Below are 17241 nucleotides of genomic sequence, written 5' to 3'. Positions count from 1 at the left end.
ATTAATAAAAATAAATGTTGAGCATGTATTTAAATTATATAAGTACATGCTCAATATTCTATTCCAGATTAGTGATATATTTTGTGAAAGATCTTATTATTGTGATAATATAAAGATATAATATTTAGCAAAGGTGGAAATTGCATGCTTAATAACAGGGATGATTATTTTCTCAATATAAAATTACTTGGGCTCATATTTAGTATCTATGTATATATAAATTGTGGCGGCTTCCAAAGCTCTATAATTATAGGATTACTGTGTTTTATAATAATAAACATAGCTTTATATTACTTAGAGAATATTAAGATAAAGCTATGTTTATCAGCCATGTCTTTCTGTATTTCTTATGGACTAGGCATAAAATACAACAGTATATTTTTCGTATTAATACCATTTACTTTTTTTGATATAGGTATATTGATAAATATAAAGCTTATATATTCTTTTATAGGGAGTATCTTATTTATAACCATGATACCAAAAGACATAGTTATGAATTATTTATTGTTTGCAATATTTTACTATATAGCAGCAAAGATATTAATTAACAAAGTAAGTAAAATAGATAAAATATGGAAAGAAAACTTAATGTTAAGAGAAAAAATAGACAAGTATACTAAAGAGGTAGAAAAAGAAAAAAATTATTCAAAACAGATAATATATACCACAAAGTTGGAAGAAAGAAATAAGCTATCAAAGGAAATGCATGATAAAATTGGACATACTATAGCTTCTAGTTTAATGCATCTAGAAGCCACAAAGGTAGTAATAGATAAAGATAAAAATGAAGCTAAAAATATGATAAATACAACTATTCAAGTTCTAAGGGAAGGTATGGATGATATTAGAAAAACTTTAAAAATAATTAAGCCTTCCGAGGAACAATTAGGTATAAATAGAGTGAAATCTATAATGGATGATGCTTTTAGTCATAATAGTTATGGATATACCTTTAATTACTCTGGAAACATAGACAAGCTTACCTATAGTCATTGGAAGTGTATAATTAATAACCTAATGGAGGGAATCACAAACATAAAGAAACACTCTAGGGGTAACAGTGTTTATTTTAATATTGAAGTTCTAAATAAGATTGTAAGAGTATCTATAAAAGATAATGGTGATGGAGCAGTGAATATAAAAAAGAGCATTGGACTTAAGGCAATGGAGGAGAGAGTAATAGACATTGGAGGAAATATTAGTTTTAATGGAGAAGATGGATTTACTATAATAATGATTCTTCCTTTATCATAACAGAGCAATTAATAAGGGATTGCCTAAATAACTATTTAATTTATTTGGACAATCCTTATATTAATATTATATTTTTAATTGAGATCTTTCATTGAAGAAGCTTTTGTAGGAGATATAGGTTGCTATTAGAGTAGCAATGGAGGTTGAAGATAATATCATAAAGGTAACCATTATTTGAAATTTAATTGCCATAAGTGGAGATGATCCAGCTAAAATCAATCCAGTCATCATCCCAGGAAGAGATACAATGCCAAGGGTTTTAGCAGAGTCAATGGAAGGCATTATTGAGAGTTTTATACTATCTTTAAGAATCTCTTTAGATGCAACCTTAGATGTGGCTCCAAGAGCAAGTTTAACTTCAACTTCATTTCTCTTGCTACTAAAGGTAGTATTAAGGTTTTTGTAACTGAGATTTATAGCAACCATAGAATTACTCACAACCATACCGGCTACAGGTACTATTTCATTAGGAATAAAGTTAATAGCACCAGAAAGTACTAATATAGAAAGGGTTATAAAAGCACCTGAAAATAGAGCAATAAAGGATGTTCTAACAGGATTTTTTATGTTCTCACTACGCTTTTTGGTGTTAAGTGCTGCGTTGATAATCATTAGTGTAACTAATAAAATAGTGAATATAGGATTTTCTAAGCTAAATACAAATTGAAGTATATAGCCTACTATAACTAATTGTATTATGGCTCTAACCATACTAATAAGTATATCTTTACCTAGTCCTAAATCTTCTTTATAGGAGATGAAAATAGGAATACAAATTAATACTGAAGAAACTATAAGTGATAGAGTACTCATTAAAATCCCTCCTTAGAAATTATTGTTCCATCTTCTATAATAATCTTTTTATTGCTTAAGTCCTTTATTTGAGATAAATCATGGGTAATCCATAAGATTGTATGACCTTTATTATTCATATCCTTCATAATATGCTCAACTAAAAGTTTATTTTCTTTGTCTAGTGCTGAAGTAATCTCATCTAGTAGGAGAACAGGACCTGCATGGAGAAGAGAGCGAATAAGGGAAATTCTTTGTTTCTCGCCACCAGATAATTTGTTTATATCTTTAATTAAGTATTCCTTGTCTATATTAAACTTTTCTAAAAGCATATATATTTTCCTATCATCTATATTTTTCTTTCTAATTTCATAGGGAAAAGAAAGATTATCATAGACAGTATTACCAAACAAATAAGGTTGTTGGAAAAAATAATTTATTTCACTGCGCAGTTTAAGAGGGGGGATTTCAGAATAATCCTTATCTCTCAGGTATACATGACCAGAAGTTGGAGAAATTAAGTCCCCTAAAATTCTCAGTAAGGTTGATTTGCCACCACCAGAAGGACCTGTGATAGTTATAAAATCCCCTTCATTGATTTCTAAATTAATGTCCTTTAGAACTTTTGTATTAGCATCTTGAAAAGAAACATTTTTTAAAGATAATATACTCATTATATCCCTTCTTTCAAAGTAAAATTAAAAAATATTATTGCTTAATTATATCATTTAAAGATAAGAATACATATATAAACCCTCACTAATAAATTAAATTTCTTAGTGAGGGTTTATTATAATGGTCTTTAATACAGTATTTATAATACTTACATTAAATATAAAACTTTTATTGAAGTTTGAACTTAAGCTTATAGGCTGAAGCTAAAAATAGCGCAATGGAGAAGAGTAATAATATTCCCAAATTAATAATAATAGAATCTGTTCCCATACCCATCTGAAGTTTAGTTATCCCATTCATTACCCAGTACTGAGGAGTGAAGGGAGCTATAAATCTAACACTTTCAGGTAAAAAATTAATGGAAGTAAAAGCACCTGATACCATGGTAGTGATAGTAATTACAATGTTAGAAAACATACCGTATCCCTTAGAATTAAAAAATAAAGCTATGGAAAAAGTACCAAAGGCCACGGTAACTAGGGCTATTCCTAATAATAGAAGAAACAGAGGAATAAAGCTCACTCCGGTATATATATCTACAAAATAATTTAGAGTTATAAGGGTAATTAGAAGTTGAAAAGCTAAAAGTGAAAAGTTTGCTAAGATATTTCCTCCAATATATTGAAAGGAGGTAACTGGCGTAGTAAATATTCTATAGTAAGTTTTATTCCATCTTTCTGATAATACTATATAAGATATAGAAGATGCCCTCATCATGAGAAAGAAAATTACAAAGGCAATTGCAGTTTGAGTTAAATCAAAATCATTCTCTAAATCTGATAAGGTTTTAGAGGTTATTTTAACTGGATCATCACTATATTTTAATAAAAGTTTTTCATATTCATCATTGCTTTTATTAGAATTAATGCCCAAGTTATATAAATCTTCTACTTGAAGATTTACTATGGAGGTAATAGCATCACCCATAGAACTGTCTTTTTCAGAAAGTACATTAATCTTTTTAGGAGTTCCATTTATAATACTTTCTTCAAAGTCTTTAGGGATTTCAATGGTGACAGGAATAGATGTCTCCATCATAGTTGATTCAACAGTAGAACTTTCAAGAGGTACTGTACTAATTGAAGAATTATTACTTAAACTACTTATTAAAAGCTTTGATGAATCAGAGCAATCTTCATCTATAATCCCAATCTTTACAGTTCCATTGCTGAAACTAAATAATTTTATACTAATCATTATTATTATTATAGGAATAAAAAGTTGTATTATAGAAAGCTTATCTTTAAATATAAGCCTTAGATTTTTTTCCGCCATAACTAATAAAATCTTCATTAATAAGCCTCCTGTTTATTTGATATAGAGAAAGTAAAAGCTAAAAATAAAATTCCCAGTGCTACAGAGTAAAGAATACTTATATAAAACTTAGAATAGTCCTCATAAAAAGCTATGGAAAGAATAGATTTATTTATTAAGGTTAAAGGTGAAATATAGCGTACTATATCAAGCAGCTTATTACCATCTTCTAAATATATATATCCTCCACCTAAAAATGTCATAACAGGTATAATTAAGGTATTAAGAAAGAAGGAACCATGTTTTTCTTCCTTAAAAATATATCCAAGTAAAATCCCAAGGGTAGTGCCAAAGAAATTTAAAGATAAAAGGAGTGCTATAACAGAGAAGTAATCCTCACCCCAATAAGCTTTTAAAACAAATATGGAGTAAAGCATTGCAGGAATTAGTGATATCGCTGTTACAATAAAAGTTGAAGTAACTTTAGTTATTATATAGGAATTTTTAGAAAGGTTCCCTTGAAAGCACCTAGCTTCTATTTTGTTTCTTCTATTATTATAAATGGTATAAAACCCATAGCCCGAACCATAAAGGACCATCATAGTTATTTCCACGATGCCATAATAATCATAGGAGGTAAACCCTTTTTTAGGCTGAAATTCAGTAGCAGTAGTAAAGCCTTCTTCTAAGGTTTCAATATTACCATTGGTGATACTTTTTAGAGTGACTTTTTTAGATATGGAAGTTAGCATACTTATAACTATATTTGTGGAATATTTATTCTTAGAATTTTTATAAACTATAATATTTTTATCCTTAAGTTCTAGGAATATAGAATTAGCGGTTTGAACTTCTTTTTGACCTTCTTCTACAGATGAAATTTCTTTAAAGGTTATATTATTATTTTTCCCCAGTTCTAAGAAATTGTTTAATATAAGTTTTTCTTCACTATAATCAGAAGTGGTAGAAAGATTGTTCACATATATCACTGTTTTAGGTTTAAATTCATAGCTTGAAGAAAAGGCTCCACTTAAAGTTATTCCAAGGGTAGTCATAAATAATATAGGGAAAATTATCATGGATAACATGGAGGTTTTATCCCTAACTAGGTCTAATATATCATAATAAACAACATTTAAAAATTTCATAATTTCCTCCTAATCCCTAAGCTTTTTGCCAGTTAAAGTTAAGAATACATCTTCTAAATCTAAGGTTTTATAACCCATATTTCTAATTTCTATATTATTAGAAGTAAAAAAGTTAATAATGGAACTTAAATTTGATACATCTTTACTGGAGGTTATCAGTACTTTATTTTCATTTAAGGAATAACTTTTTACTCCCTTTATTTCCAAAAGCTTTTCTAAAACAGATTCATTAATATCATAGCCTTCAATTTCTAAAGTGGAGTTATCAGAAATTAAAGAGATTAAATCATCCTTAGTTCCCTTTGCTATTAGCTTTCCATTATCCATAATAACAATTTTATTACACAGCTGTTGAACTTCTTCCATGTAGTGAGAAGTATAAATAATAGTGCAACCTTCTTTATTAAGCTCTTTTGCCATATTTAATATATGATTTCTAGATTGAGGATCTATTCCCACGGTTGGTTCGTCCATAATTATAATTTCTGGCTTATGAGCTATGGCGCAACCAATATTTAATCGACGCTGCATTCCACCAGATAGATTTTTACACTTAGTTTTTTTATGATCCTGTAAAGAGATAAAATCTAGAGCATAGTTTAAACCCTCTCTCAAAGAAGCTCCCCTTAACCCATAAAGTTTTGCAAAAAAACTTATATTTTCTTCTACTGTAAGGTTTTCGTATAAAGATATGTATTGAGGTACAATACCCATACGAGCCTTAATTTCTGATCCATACTTATAAAGAGACTTTCCAAAGATTTCTACATTACCTTTAGTAGGCTTTAGTATGGAGGTGATTATATTTATAGTAGTAGTTTTACCTGCACCGTTAGGACCTAAAAGACCTAGAATTTCACCTTTTTCAATGGAAAGAGTTAAGTTATCTACAGCAATATTATCACCAAAGTTTTTAGTCAGGTTTTCCATATTTATTAACATTATAACAACCCCTTTTTTAAGCTAAAAAATTATTAAGTATTTTCTAAAAATCATATTGATATTTCTTAGCTGAAATTTAAATATAATTAGAATATCCTATAATTAAATTATATAAAAAACCTTTCCCACTAATAAGTGGAAAAGGTCATAACTTTATATGACTTTAGTCATACCTAAATTTTTCCTTTTAAATAACAAACTGCAATTTGGGTTCTATGCTTTAAATTAGTTTTAGTTAATATGTTTGTAATATAATTTTTCACAGTACCTTCAGAGATATATAGCTTTTCAGAAATTTCCTTATTACTTAAACCTTCAGCAATAGATTCTATAATTTCCACTTCTCTTTTAGAAAAATTATTCATATTAGGGTTAGGACATACTGGAGAAGTTTTAGAAAGAAGCTTATCTATAATTCCATTTTCCACTACGTCACTTCCATTATGAACTACTTTTATGGTGTTAATAATAGTATTAGGAGAATTGCTTTTTAACAAATAACCCTTTGCTCCATTCCTTAATGAAGAAGAAATATATTCATCCTCATCAAAGGTGGTTAATATAATGACTTTAGTTGATGTGACTTTACAAATCTCCTTAGTTGCCTCTACACCATTTAATTTAGGCATACGAACATCTAAAAGTGCCACGTCCACAGAGTTATTACAGCAATATTTAACAGCTTCCAAACCATTTTCACAAACATGTACAACATTTAACTCCTCATCCATGGATAATATAATCTTTAAACTTTCTCTTATCAGTGCATCATCATCACAAATTAAAATTTTAATACTCATAATAACTCCTATAATAAAAAAATATAAACTTTTAATAAAAAACATGATATCTTCAATTAATGTATAGTAGAAGATCAAAATTAATATGTATAAATTTAGCTCCATAGTATATAAATTAAATATTTCTATAAAAATCATTAAAAACCTTTATATTATAAAAATAAAATAGCGAGATTACCCTGGGGGTGGGTATCTACGCTATTTTAAGGCATTTATCCGATGACTACCAGCTCTAATACTCCAGTCTTCTTAAAAGAGGGAGTAAAGAGCTGTTACGTCCCTGGATAACGATTTCTAATCTTCGAAGAAGCTAAGAACTCTGTTTATTCTAGAGGGTTACAATATGGCTCAAACCATCCTTGAGGGAATTTACAAAGAGGACATACTTTAGGTGCAGTGTCACCTTCATGTATATATCCACAGTTAGTACATTGCCATAGAGAATCAGAATCTCCTTTATACAAGGTACAGCTAAGTAATCGGTTGTAAAGAGCACGGAATCTTAAATCATGCTCAGCTTCCACTTCTGCAAGTTCTTTATAGAAGTCTGCGATTTCTTCGAACCCTTCCCTTCTTGCGACTTCTTCATATTCTTTATAAATTGCAGTTGCTTCAGCAGTTTCGCCCATAAAGGCATTCATTAAGTTTTCTTCTGTAGAGTTTACTTCACCTAAAAATTCTCCAAATACCCTTCTAGCATGGGCAAGTTCATTAAATGCAGTTTCATCAAAAACTTGGGCTACATAGTGAAGACCTTCACTTCTAGCTTTTTCTGCATATAATGTATATTTAGTGTTAGCCTTACTCTCACCAGTAAAAGTCTTTTTCAGATTTTTTTCAGTTTGACTTCCGTAAAATTCCATATAAATCTCCCAAAAAGTACTATCTATATATAATATATTAGTAGGTACTTTAAAGGTTACAAAAAATAGACTATGAAACATGAAATTAAGTTTCATAGTCTATTTTTTATTTATGCACTCATCAATATCCATAATAAATCCTTACATAGAAATTTTACTCTTCATAGTAACTAAAACAATAAAATAAGCAATTTTTATAATGTGGTAGATCACTTTCAAGGATAACATGACCATTGTCAGGCATCTTTGAATAGAATTTCTTAGTACCATCTTCAAATCTAATTTCTATAGTTCTAAGTCTTTTGAAAAGTTCATTAGCTAGTTCATAATCAATAGGCTTAATTATTCTCCATGTATCATTAAGACTTACATGCTTATCTTTTGCAAGTTTTACACGTCTGTGAATGATAAATTTTTCTGGACCTCTAAGTTCTAAAGTATGACCTTCAGAATTAATAGCTCTGTAAGTAGGATGAGAATCTAAAACTTGAAAAGCTTCTAAAGTTGATAAATTGTATTCCATAATGTAATAACCTCCTTTAAACCATTTTTATTATATTAAGTTTACTCTTAATATATGAGTATAATACTATAATTATATCATAATATGATTATAAGTGCAGGTAAATATTAGAAATTATCTTATATTTAAATTTAAGAAACTTTAAAAAGTATAAACTAAAGATTTGTGGTTACTCTAATATTACAAAGGGGTGATACCGTGACAAATATGAAAAAAACACAAAATAATAAAAAAGAAGATGGACATTTTAAGAAAAAAAATATAAATCATGATCCACAAGTAGAAAGTGCTAAAGCTGTATTTAATGGACCTAAGTCTGAATACAATGGTCCTAAAGCAAAGGAGCATGATCCAAAGGATTTTATTATTTAAAGTAAGAATTAAAAGGTATATCATAGTGATGAAAGTCATTAGGATATACCTTTTATAAGTTATAGCTCTAATTAAATCCATTACTACTAGCTTTAATACTCCATCTGAAGCTAAAAACTCTGTTTACCAAGATTTAAATTCATATTAATTATTGCATGAGGAAGCTATATTATAAAAGTTTACAAATTACTCCCAATTTATATGTTATAATGTATAAGTAACACTGTAAAAGTAAAAATTCCACATAATTTATCAAAAATCAAAAGGATATGAATGATATATGTAGAATAAAATTAATGGTGACTATATTTTAGTGATAAAATGTATAATTATGTATAATAGGGGGAAAGAAGAGTGAAAAGAAGTAAAAGTCGTATTAGAAAGCTACTATGTGCAATAACTGCAATGTTAACAATTACTATGGTATCTCCAGTTAGTAGATTAGCTGCAGCAGAAGATGGTGGTATAAGTAATACAGAAAGTCAATTAAAAACTATACTAAGTGAAAATGAAGGGGCTAATGTACAAGTGAAAAATGGATTATCCATTGATGTTGGACAAGCAATTGACCATACTAGCCTTTTAGTAGAAGAAGAAGCTTCAATTCCTTTTAAATTAAGTTCTAGAGATGAAAGTATAGTCAAAGTAGACGAAAATGGAAAATTTGTGGGTGTAGCTACAGGGGAAACCTTTATAACCCTTGAAAGTGAAGGCGGTACTTATGTTTATGAAGTATTAGTAAAGGAGCCAACTAAAGAAGTAGCATCAGCTAGAACTTTAACAGCAACCACTGCAAAAGCTATAACAACTAACAGTAACTATAGAGTATTTATTGATGCAGGACATGGTGGTGATCCGAGATATGGTGGTGATCCAGGAGCTTGTGCGAATGGATTAGAAGAAAGACATTTAACTTTAGCGATAGCTCTTAAGGTTCAAAGAATTCTTCAATCTCAAGGAATAGAAGTAGTAATGAGTAGAACTACGGATAAGTTTTTGGAGCTTAGAGAAATTAGTTCCCTTGCTAATAATTCAGGAGCTGATGCCTTTGCATCAATTCATATAAATTCAGCAACTACAACTGCTGCATATGGAATAGAAACTTATTATTATCCTAATAGAATGGATTCAAAGCCACTTGCAGATTCTGTGCAAAAACAATTAATAAGCAGTACAGGAGCTTATGATAGAAAAGTAAAGACTGCTGATTTTCATGTGGTTAGAGAAACTAAAATGCCATCAATTTTAGCAGAATGTGGTTTTATAAGTAATAAAAGTGAAGCAATTAAAATGAGCACTAATTCTTATCAAGAATTATTAGCTAGTGGTATAGCTAATGGTATAAATAATTATTTAAAGGCTAATGTAACCCTTTCTTCAACCCCTGGTGAGAGAATATATGGAGCTACAAGATATGAAACTTCTTATTTAGTGGCAAAGAAGGGGTGGTCTTCTTCTGATACAGTTGTAATAGCACCTGGAACAGATTATCCAGATGCTCTATGTGCAGGTCCGTTGGCTGCTAAAAATAAAGCACCAATACTATTAGCTAGGAATCAATCTTTAAATGAACAACAAGAACTTAAAAATTTATTATCTAACCTAAAGGTTAAGAATGTATATATAGTAGGAGGAACTGGTGTTCTTTCATCTGCTTTTGAAAATCAAATTAAAGCAATGAATATAACTACAAAAAGGTTAGGTGGAGCAGATAGATATGAAACTTCTTTAAAAATTGCACAGCAGATTGGAATTCAAAGTGAAGTTGTAGTTACAACTGGGGAAAACTTTGCAGATAGTCTTTCCATATCATCCATTGCAGGTATTAAAGCCATGCCGATACTTTTAACTAGAGACAGCACTATACCAACTAATATAAAAAGCTATTTAAGTAATAAAAATATTACTAAAACTTATGTAATAGGTGGTTCTGGTGTTATATCAGATTACACAGCGAAAACTTTAATTAATTATGAAAGAATTGGTGGAGTAGATAGATATGATACAAATCAAAAAATATTTAATAGATTTAAAAGCATATTAAATATTAGTGAGATGTATACTGCTCTAGGAACTGATTTTCCAGATGCTCTTTCAGTATCAGCTTTAGCAGCACAAAGAAAATCTTTTGTACTATTGATGGATCCAACTGAGGTGAATATATCAGTAATGAATTTAGTTACGCAAAATAGAAATACTATAAATAAAATGTATATATTAGGTGGACCACAGGTAATAACAAGTACTATATTAAATAAATTAAGAATTAAATTATAAAAAATTAATTTGAAAAAATGTCTTAACTAAAGGTTAAGGCATTTTTTTATTAAAAATTAACAGGTGTACACAAGATTTATATGGGCAAACTAATATAAAGTTATTTTATTTAAAATATATTTTATAGAAGGGAGAAATGTTATGAAGAAAGTTATATATTTAATTTTAGTTTTATTATTAACTACTAATTTTCATGGAGCATTTGCCATAGATACACACAGTGATCCTGATTCCGTAGAGATATCTTTACCAAGAATGGTTAATAATATACTGAAAGATGAAGAAGGTGCCACAATAGAAAACGAGGAAAAGGTATATTCTAATAAGTATGTATCTGTAAATATCAATAGGCCCATTGTAAAGATTGTTAAAAATAAAGAAGCAGAAGGGATTATAAATAATAAGATATCAAAAAGAATTAATGACTTTGAAGAATATATAACAAAGCTATCTATTAGAGACAATGAATATAATATAAAAGTTGGGTTAGAAACAAAACCCTATGTAATTAATGTAAACAATAATGTGACTTATAATAAGAATAATATCCTTTCAATAACACTAAACCTATATAGTTATACAGGTGGAGCTCATGGATCATCAGTAGATGAGTCTTTTAACTTTGATATAAATACAGGAAATAGAGGAGTCATTGAAGATTTCTTGGGTAATAATAGGAATTATAATAAAATTATTTTAGACAATGTGAAAGCTACTATAAATAAAAATCCTGAATTATATTTCAAAGAAGCTGTAGATAAACTAAATGTAATCCCTTATAATCAAAAGTTTTTCTTAACAGATAAAGACTTAGTTATATATTTTGATGAATATGAAATTGCTCCCTACGTAGCAGGAATTCCTAAATTTTATATACCTCTAAGTAAATTTCCTAAAGGTTTAAATAAAGTAAATATTCAAGTGGAAGCCCCAATAATAAAAACAATAAATTATGAAGAAAGTAGTGAAGATTTTAATCAGTATTTATCTTATCCTAAAATTGAAAATATGATAAACAAGGATATAGAGATGAAAATTAATAACTATATTAAAGATGAAGTTTTTAAATTTATAAAAGATATAAAGGCATCAAACACTCAAAATAAAGATTCCGATAAATATGTAAAAGGAGTTACCACATACTACAAGAGCTTATTTAAAGATAAAAATAGCATAATTTTCTATATAACCTATTCAGGAAATAATAGAAGGGATGAAAATATTTTCTTAAACAATAAAATATATGAGGTAAACTTACAGAGTGGAGAAATTAAAGTAAAGAATCAGTAGATAATTAGGTTCTATATATTAAAATCTAATGAGAGTAATTTTAAAAAAATCATATAAATTCAAATAAAAATGTTGTAACACATTGGATATATGACTAGTAATATAATAAGTGAAGCATTCAATTTCGGAGGAGAGTATGCAAAATAAAACTAGTCGTAACATAATAGGTCCTGATTTAAATGAATATAGGGGCGATGTAAATTATACTCTACTTGCAACACAAACCCCATATGCTTATTTACGTGGTTCTGGTTATGGTACTGGTAGATTTAGAATAGACAGAAAATTTATTGAGTATGTAAACGGATTAAGAAATGTGGGAGTAAAAACAGGAGCATATCACTATGCAGTACCTTCCACAGATTTAACTACCGCAGATGTTCAATGTGATGGATTTATAGACATATTACAACAAGCTTATGGACCAGGAAGATATGGAGATCTATTCCCTGTAATTGACATTGAAGCACCACTAGATAAATCTATATCTACAGATGCATTACTAGATTGGGTAGACAGATTTAGAAAGAGATTTGAAAGAAAAACTAGAAGAAAAATGATGTTATATACTGGAGCATTTTTTATTGATTTATATAATAATTTCTACCATACTAAGAAAGGCTTTATTCTAGCAGATATGCCTCTTTGGATTGCTATGTATCCAGAATTACCAACAAATCCTCCATATCCAAGGGATCAAGGTGGATGGACTAGATGGAGAATGTGGCAATTTACTGAGAATGGAACCATGCCTGGAGTAAATCCACCAGTAGACTTAAACTATGGACCAGAAAATTTAGATTTATTAACGCAACCTAGAAGTGTAAGAGACTTTAGAGCAGTAGCAACAGGCCAAGAAATAAGAATGAATTGGACTAAAAATACTGATATAGATTTAGGTGGATATAATATATTCATAAACTCCAACTATGTAACTACATTAGGCAGAGATGCTAACTCCTATGTTTTAAAACTAGCTAACAAACCAAGTCTAGGAGAAAGGTATATAATGTCTATTGAAGCCTTTGATACCGACGGAGATTTTTCACAAGAGAGAGCTAGTGCTAATGTTACTTTTGGTAGGGAGATAGTATTTAATAATGAAAATTCCCATGAATGTCAATGTAATAACAGATGGAATGTAGATGATTATACTGATGTAAAATCTGTAGAATTTAAGGATCCTGTAGATGGTTTAGCAAAAAGATTTATTAAATCTGTTGAAAGAAAAGAAGATTTTGATATGTATGATGATTTTGTAGAAACAGATGATGAATTTGATGATATTTTATATATGAAGAGATTAGAAGCTGAAAGAGCATATAAAAAATATTATGATAATAGAGAATCTAGGAATAAATTTGGTCTTAATGAAGTTAATAGGGATTATAGATGTGAAGATGATTGTGAATACTTAGAAGAAAAATCTAAGTACATTTGTCCAAAATGCAAGAAGTGCAATGAAGAACACCATGAACACCATGACGAACATCATGAACACCATGAAGAGCATTGTGATCACCATCATGAACACCATGACGAACATGATAAACATGATAAGTGGAATAAGGATGATTACCATTTCAAGAAAGAATACTATAATGGCCAAAATAGTTATAAAGATGATGATTATCTAGAAAATCATAACTTCCATAATAATGATGAGCTATATGAACACCATGAGGATAAATCAGAATTTATAAAGGAATGGGACAAAAAACCTATAAAATGCAAATGTGAAAGAGAAGAAGATAATCAAGACATAGTTTTAAATGATGATTGTAATAGGTATGAAAAACCAGTATATGATGACATCCTAAGAGAAGAATATGAAGGAGACCGTCGTAGATTAGAAAATCGTGATCCAATAAGTTATAAGGTATGTGAGGAATGTGTGCAGCCTAAGAGCAACTGCATGAAGTGTGAATATTTACTTCAAAACATGTATCTAAATAATTGTGATTATGGACACAAACATCATAAAAAGAAATACTATGATTATAAAGAATATGATGAATGTTATCCAAGTAAGAAGAAGAGCAAGAAGAACAAAAAACATCATAAAAAACATCACAGATAATTAAAAAGTCCACTTTCTTTTAAGGAAGGTGGACTTTAATACATATTATACTTCTTTTGGTGTATCCGTAATAGGTTCAGTTTTTATAGCATACTGAAAAGCACCTTCGTCACTATCTTCATATTGTTTTATGTCAGGGAAAGCTTCATAATCAATTTCAGAATCTTCACCACAGTGACAAGCATTTAGATTTTCTTCATAGTCATCATCTAAGAAGCTACATTGACATAGGTCTGATTCTTCATCGCTATCTTCATCTTCATTTAAATCACCCTTCATAAGAGCCTCACTTATAGACTTTATGCTCTTGTTTGAAACGGCATTTACAATTTTATCTACAACCACAACAGCACCTACAATAGCTAAAGTATTTGTTATTAATTTTTTTAAATTCATAATATCATTCCTTTCTTAAGATTCCCATTTAGTTTATGTATAATATGAGAAATTATATCTAAATATTTATTAAAATATTTTTTATTGCATTATATTAGTTTTTTGTGCCCTTATTTTTTTCATAATAGACTCTAGATTAAACATATGGCTTTGAAGTATGTTAAGATTCTTACCTAAAGTCATGCTTCTAGTTATTATTCCATCAAATAGATCTGATTCCTTTTGAGTAAGAGAATCCTTAAACCTTCCTCGTTGTTCAAAGTTAAGTTTTTCAAATTCTACAACAATGTGATAACAATACTCTAATAAGTTGCCATTAATATGACTAGCTCTATTTTTATAATTTCTCTTACAAACTAAAAATCCAATAATAATTATAATAATTACAACAACAAATGAATACATGAGCACAAAGCCTCCTTTTTAGCACACATTAATAAGTATAGGTTAAGGATAAGTTCCTGTAAAGAAAATTATTCCTAATATATAAAATATTTAATATTAGAATAGTTGTAATAACATTTTTATAGCTACCGCAAGGGACATAGTAACAAAAATAGGCTTAATAACCTTTGAACCCTTATTAATAGCTAACTTTGTTCCAAGCTTAGCTCCTAATATCATAAATACACAAACAGGTATACCAATTAGATAATTTATGTTACCACTAAAGGCAAAGGTAACAAGAGCAGCAATATTACTAACAAAATTTAAAACTCTAGCATTTGCTGAAGCTTTAAGAAAATTAAAACCTAAAATATTAATAAGACCAAAGATTAAAAAGGAGCCTGTACCAGGTCCAAAGAATCCGTCATAGAATCCTAGTGAAAAAGCAAAGATTATAGAAATAGTCATATTCCTTTTATTTAATCCCTTAAAATTATCCTTTTCCCCAATGGATTTAGAAAAGAATGTATAAACACCTATGGCAAGAACCAGCACAAGAACTAAAGGTTGAAGAAAACTTTCATCCAATAGAAGTACAGCCTTAACTCCTAAAATAGAGCCTATTAAAGTGAAAGGTGCCACTATTTTAAGAAACTTAAAATTGCAGTTACCTGACTTTATAAAATTAATAGAACTAGTAAGCGAGGCCATAGAAGCTGTAAACTTGTTAGTTCCAAGAACCACGTGAGGAGGCAAACCAGCTATCATATAAGCAGGAACGCTTATTATCCCACCACCACCAGCAATGGAATCTACAAAGGCTGCCAGAAAACCTGCAAAGCATAAAAAAATAAAAGTAAGTGTATTCATAATTCCTCCAGAAATTTAATTTTTACAAGCTTCATATTAAAGAATATATTATAAATTTATGAAGCATAATCTACTCTTATATTATAAGGGGAAAAGGAAGAAAAAGAAACAGAATAGAATTTAAATTAATAACGAATATCTAGAAGCTTTTTCTTAAGCTCTCCTTCCATACGTCCAATTTCAAGTTCAGCCTCTTGACGTTTTTGACGGCCTCGCTCTTGGATTTTAACTACTTCATCTAGGGTAGATATAAGAGTTTGGTTAGTGTGTTTTAAAGTTTCAATATCTACAATTCCACGTTCACTTTCTTTTACAGTTTCAATAGTAGCTGTTTTTAATGATTCAGCATTCTTACGTAATAGTTCATTAGTCATATTTGTAACTTCTCTTTGAGCTGCCATTGCTTGTTGAGAATGAGCAACACCTAAGGCAATAACCATTTGACTCTTCCATAGAGGAATAGTATTGACTAAGGTAGATTGTATCTTTTCTGCCATAAGAGTATCATTATTTTGAACTAATCTAATTTGAGGAGCCATCTGAATAGATATTACACGAGTAAGTTCTAAATCATGAATTTTTTTCTCAAAACGATCACAAAGATTAGCCATGTCATTAGTAGCTTGAGAATCTTCAGGTAGATTAGATGTATTAGCCTTTGCAACTAATTGGGGTAACACTACTTTACGAACTTCCTCAAGTTTTTTCTTGCCAGCAAGGATATACATAGAAAGTTCTTTAAAATATACTAGATTTATACTATACATTTCATCTAACATGGCAATATCCTTTAATAGCTGAATTTGATGTCCTTCTAAAACATTACATATTTTATCTACATTTACTTCTGCCTTATTATATTTAGTTTTAAGATTTGATATATTATTAGCTACTTTTTTAAATATTCCAAAGATACCCTTTGGTTTTTCTTCAGTATTAAAGTCTTTAAGTTCACCAATTAAATTAGTTATCATATCTCCAACTTCACCTAAGTCCTTTGTTCGAACATTTTTAAGAGCACTTTCAGAGAATCCAGCTATTTTTTTTTGAGATGCAGCTCCATATTGAAGGATCATATTTGTATTAGTAATATCAATTTTTTCTGCAAAATCACTTACAAATTTCTTTTCATCATCACTTAATGAGCTATCATCAAGAACTTCAGGTTCCATATCTGGAGCTAGTTGTGGTTTAACTTCAGGAGTTGCCTCAGTAAAAGTATCTAAGGTAAGTGAAGGAACTATATTTGATGTATTAGAATTTGTATATAATATATCTTTGTTTTCAGTATTTGTCATTTAATTATCCTCCTTGA

At 29.2% G+C, this 17241-nt stretch carries 16 protein-coding genes and 1 pseudogene; 5 read left to right on the top strand and 12 right to left on the bottom strand.

Features of this window, described 5'->3' with window-relative positions; all coding sequences use genetic code 11:
• The first annotated feature begins 144 nt into the window (after positions 1 to 144).
• On the top strand, positions 145 to 1257 hold the full coding sequence (locus B3Z56_RS17905; protein ID WP_346879346.1) for a sensor histidine kinase: 1113 nt from the start codon (positions 145 to 147) through the stop codon (positions 1255 to 1257).
• A gap of 66 nt (positions 1258 to 1323) precedes the next feature.
• On the opposite strand, the gene B3Z56_RS17900 is transcribed toward B3Z56_RS17905, so the two are convergent.
• The 8 genes from B3Z56_RS17900 to B3Z56_RS17865 form a co-directional block, all read right to left on the bottom strand.
• A complete protein-coding gene (locus tag B3Z56_RS17900) occupies positions 1324 to 2070 on the bottom strand; it encodes an ABC transporter permease (RefSeq protein WP_346877166.1) in 747 nt (248 codons plus the stop codon).
• Positions 2070 to 2723 carry an ABC transporter ATP-binding protein gene (locus tag B3Z56_RS17895; protein WP_346846324.1) on the bottom strand — a complete coding sequence of 218 codons (654 nt, stop codon included), beginning with the start codon at positions 2721 to 2723 and terminating at the stop codon, positions 2070 to 2072. Before B3Z56_RS17895 ends, B3Z56_RS17900 begins: the two co-directional genes overlap by 1 nt.
• Before the next feature lie 169 nt (positions 2724 to 2892).
• On the bottom strand, positions 2893 to 4017 hold the full coding sequence (locus B3Z56_RS17890) for an ABC transporter permease (RefSeq protein ID WP_346877165.1): 1125 nt from the start codon (positions 4015 to 4017) through the stop codon (positions 2893 to 2895).
• Positions 4017 to 5126 carry an ABC transporter permease gene (locus B3Z56_RS17885; protein ID WP_346879345.1) on the bottom strand — a complete coding sequence of 370 codons (1110 nt, stop codon included), beginning with the start codon at positions 5124 to 5126 and terminating at the stop codon, positions 4017 to 4019. Before B3Z56_RS17885 ends, B3Z56_RS17890 begins: the two co-directional genes overlap by 1 nt.
• Before the next feature lie 9 nt (positions 5127 to 5135).
• Positions 5136 to 6068, bottom strand: coding sequence for an ABC transporter ATP-binding protein (locus tag B3Z56_RS17880; RefSeq protein WP_346877163.1), 933 nt, complete (start codon positions 6066 to 6068; stop codon positions 5136 to 5138).
• A gap of 173 nt (positions 6069 to 6241) precedes the next feature.
• A complete protein-coding gene (locus B3Z56_RS17875; RefSeq protein ID WP_346877162.1) occupies positions 6242 to 6868 on the bottom strand; it encodes a response regulator transcription factor in 627 nt (208 codons plus the stop codon).
• 323 nt (positions 6869 to 7191) lie between these two features.
• Entirely contained in the window at positions 7192 to 7731 is a 540-nt protein-coding gene (locus B3Z56_RS17870) for a rubrerythrin family protein (RefSeq protein WP_346846329.1), read from the bottom strand.
• A 154-nt stretch (positions 7732 to 7885) separates the two neighbouring features.
• On the bottom strand, positions 7886 to 8254 hold the full coding sequence (locus B3Z56_RS17865; RefSeq protein WP_346846330.1) for a hypothetical protein: 369 nt from the start codon (positions 8252 to 8254) through the stop codon (positions 7886 to 7888).
• A gap of 207 nt (positions 8255 to 8461) precedes the next feature.
• On the opposite strand from B3Z56_RS17865, the pseudogene B3Z56_RS18060 reads away from it, so the two are divergent.
• The 4 genes and pseudogenes from B3Z56_RS18060 to B3Z56_RS17845 form a co-directional block, all read left to right on the top strand.
• A pseudogene (locus B3Z56_RS18060) lies at positions 8462 to 8566 on the top strand (CPC_1213 family protein); the annotation flags it as partial.
• Positions 8567 to 8980: 414 nt separating this feature from the next.
• Positions 8981 to 10903, top strand: coding sequence for a cell wall-binding repeat-containing protein (locus tag B3Z56_RS17855; protein WP_346846332.1), 1923 nt, complete (start codon positions 8981 to 8983; stop codon positions 10901 to 10903).
• A 141-nt stretch (positions 10904 to 11044) separates the two neighbouring features.
• Entirely contained in the window at positions 11045 to 12193 is a 1149-nt protein-coding gene (locus B3Z56_RS17850) for a PdaC/SigV domain-containing protein (RefSeq protein WP_346846333.1), read from the top strand.
• Between the two features lie 136 nt (positions 12194 to 12329).
• On the top strand, positions 12330 to 14273 hold the full coding sequence (locus tag B3Z56_RS17845) for a glycoside hydrolase family 25 protein (RefSeq protein ID WP_346879344.1): 1944 nt from the start codon (positions 12330 to 12332) through the stop codon (positions 14271 to 14273).
• Positions 14274 to 14318: 45 nt separating this feature from the next.
• Here the strand turns inward: B3Z56_RS17845 and B3Z56_RS17840 are convergent, their stop codons facing one another.
• From B3Z56_RS17840 to B3Z56_RS17825, 4 genes are all read right to left on the bottom strand, one after another.
• Positions 14319 to 14669 (bottom strand): hypothetical protein, encoded by a 351-nt coding sequence (locus B3Z56_RS17840; RefSeq protein ID WP_346879343.1) that lies wholly within the window; start codon positions 14667 to 14669, stop codon positions 14319 to 14321.
• Between the two features lie 81 nt (positions 14670 to 14750).
• Complete coding sequence (locus tag B3Z56_RS17835) at positions 14751 to 15074, bottom strand: hypothetical protein (RefSeq protein WP_346877159.1); 324 nt, start codon at positions 15072 to 15074, stop codon at positions 14751 to 14753.
• 96 nt (positions 15075 to 15170) lie between these two features.
• Positions 15171 to 15926: a TSUP family transporter gene (locus B3Z56_RS17830; RefSeq protein ID WP_346846337.1), complete on the bottom strand. Its 756-nt coding sequence runs from the start codon at positions 15924 to 15926 to the stop codon at positions 15171 to 15173.
• Positions 15927 to 16051: 125 nt separating this feature from the next.
• Positions 16052 to 17224, bottom strand: coding sequence for a toxic anion resistance protein (locus B3Z56_RS17825; protein WP_346879342.1), 1173 nt, complete (start codon positions 17222 to 17224; stop codon positions 16052 to 16054).
• Between the last annotated feature and the right edge of the window lie 17 nt (positions 17225 to 17241).

It is taken from the genome of Clostridium sp. UBA7791, from assembly GCF_002480755.1.
Lineage (GTDB): Bacteria > Bacillota > Clostridia > Clostridiales > Clostridiaceae > Clostridium_J > Clostridium_J sulfidigenes.
This window is presented reverse-complemented; position numbering and strand designations above follow the sequence as displayed.

Bases quoted from the DNA above. Each gene is read 5' to 3' on its own strand.
- B3Z56_RS17905 (WP_346879346.1), top strand. From the start codon at position 145: ATGCTTAATAACAGGGATGATTATTTTCTCAATATAAAATTACTTGGG.
- B3Z56_RS17900 (WP_346877166.1), bottom strand. From the start codon at position 2,070: ATGAGTACTCTATCACTTATAGTTTCTTCAGTATTAATTTGTATTCCT.
- B3Z56_RS17895 (WP_346846324.1), bottom strand. From the start codon at position 2,723: ATGAGTATATTATCTTTAAAAAATGTTTCTTTTCAAGATGCTAATACA.
- B3Z56_RS17890 (WP_346877165.1), bottom strand. From the start codon at position 4,017: ATGAAGATTTTATTAGTTATGGCGGAAAAAAATCTAAGGCTTATATTT.
- B3Z56_RS17885 (WP_346879345.1), bottom strand. From the start codon at position 5,126: ATGAAATTTTTAAATGTTGTTTATTATGATATATTAGACCTAGTTAGG.
- B3Z56_RS17880 (WP_346877163.1), bottom strand. From the start codon at position 6,068: ATGTTAATAAATATGGAAAACCTGACTAAAAACTTTGGTGATAATATT.
- B3Z56_RS17875 (WP_346877162.1), bottom strand. From the start codon at position 6,868: ATGAGTATTAAAATTTTAATTTGTGATGATGATGCACTGATAAGAGAA.
- B3Z56_RS17870 (WP_346846329.1), bottom strand. From the start codon at position 7,731: ATGGAATTTTACGGAAGTCAAACTGAAAAAAATCTGAAAAAGACTTTT.
- B3Z56_RS17865 (WP_346846330.1), bottom strand. From the start codon at position 8,254: ATGGAATACAATTTATCAACTTTAGAAGCTTTTCAAGTTTTAGATTCT.
- B3Z56_RS17850 (WP_346846333.1), top strand. From the start codon at position 11,045: ATGAAGAAAGTTATATATTTAATTTTAGTTTTATTATTAACTACTAAT.
- B3Z56_RS17845 (WP_346879344.1), top strand. From the start codon at position 12,330: ATGCAAAATAAAACTAGTCGTAACATAATAGGTCCTGATTTAAATGAA.
- B3Z56_RS17840 (WP_346879343.1), bottom strand. From the start codon at position 14,669: ATGAATTTAAAAAAATTAATAACAAATACTTTAGCTATTGTAGGTGCT.
- B3Z56_RS17835 (WP_346877159.1), bottom strand. From the start codon at position 15,074: ATGTATTCATTTGTTGTTGTAATTATTATAATTATTATTGGATTTTTA.
- B3Z56_RS17830 (WP_346846337.1), bottom strand. From the start codon at position 15,926: ATGAATACACTTACTTTTATTTTTTTATGCTTTGCAGGTTTTCTGGCA.
- B3Z56_RS17825 (WP_346879342.1), bottom strand. From the start codon at position 17,224: ATGACAAATACTGAAAACAAAGATATATTATATACAAATTCTAATACA.